Origin of the sequence: Nocardiopsis sp. MG754419, from assembly GCF_018207095.1 — a bacterium.
In the GTDB taxonomy this organism is placed as follows: Bacteria; Actinomycetota; Actinomycetes; order Streptosporangiales; family Streptosporangiaceae; genus Nocardiopsis.
The window spans coordinates 1-609 of record NZ_QOCZ01000337.1; the positions used below are offsets into that span (position 1 = coordinate 1).

The 609-nt window shown below is 71.3% G+C and carries 1 protein-coding gene; it reads left to right on the forward strand.

Going from position 1 to position 609, the window contains the following annotated elements:
- Positions 1 to 577, forward strand: a 577-nt coding sequence (locus tag DSY14_RS28000) for an FHA domain-containing protein (protein ID WP_249188593.1), incomplete at its 5' end; no start/stop codon positions are given.
- Between the last annotated feature and the right edge of the window lie 32 nt (positions 578 to 609).

Below are 609 nucleotides of genomic sequence, written 5' to 3' on the forward strand. Positions count from 1 at the left end.
GTCTCGGACCCCCTCGACCCCCACGTCCGCCCCGGTGCGGAGGGACGGACCCTGCCCGGGGTGCGGGACGTCCCGGGCCGGTCGTTTCTGTGAGGAGTGCGGTCACGACTTCGCGACCTGGTCCGGTGACCACGGACACGGACCGGAGGATCCCGGGAACGCGCCGATCGGGGTGCGGTGGCGCGTCATCATCGGAGCGGACCCCGCGTACTACCAGTACATGGTCGATCTGGGGGTCCTCGACCCCGCCCGGATCGTCTTCCCCCGTGGTCTCCGTCGGCGTCGGGTGACCCTGCGCGGAGACCGGATGCACATCGGTCGGGGGAGCCGTGCGCGCGGGTTCTTCCCCGAGATCGACCTGGGGGGACCCGGGGGCGACCCCGCCATCTCCCACATCCACGCCGTCCTGTTCCCCCGCCCCGGCGACACCTGGTCGTTGGTCGACCCTGGGTCGACCAACGGGACGACGATCAACGGGACCGCCGACCCCGTCGCGCACAACGTGGAGGTCCCCCTGAACGACAGTGACCGGATCTACGTCGGCGCATGGACCGTCCTCATCCTCCAGAAGGGGTGAACCCCGTTGCTACCCCCCGACCCCCCACGGGC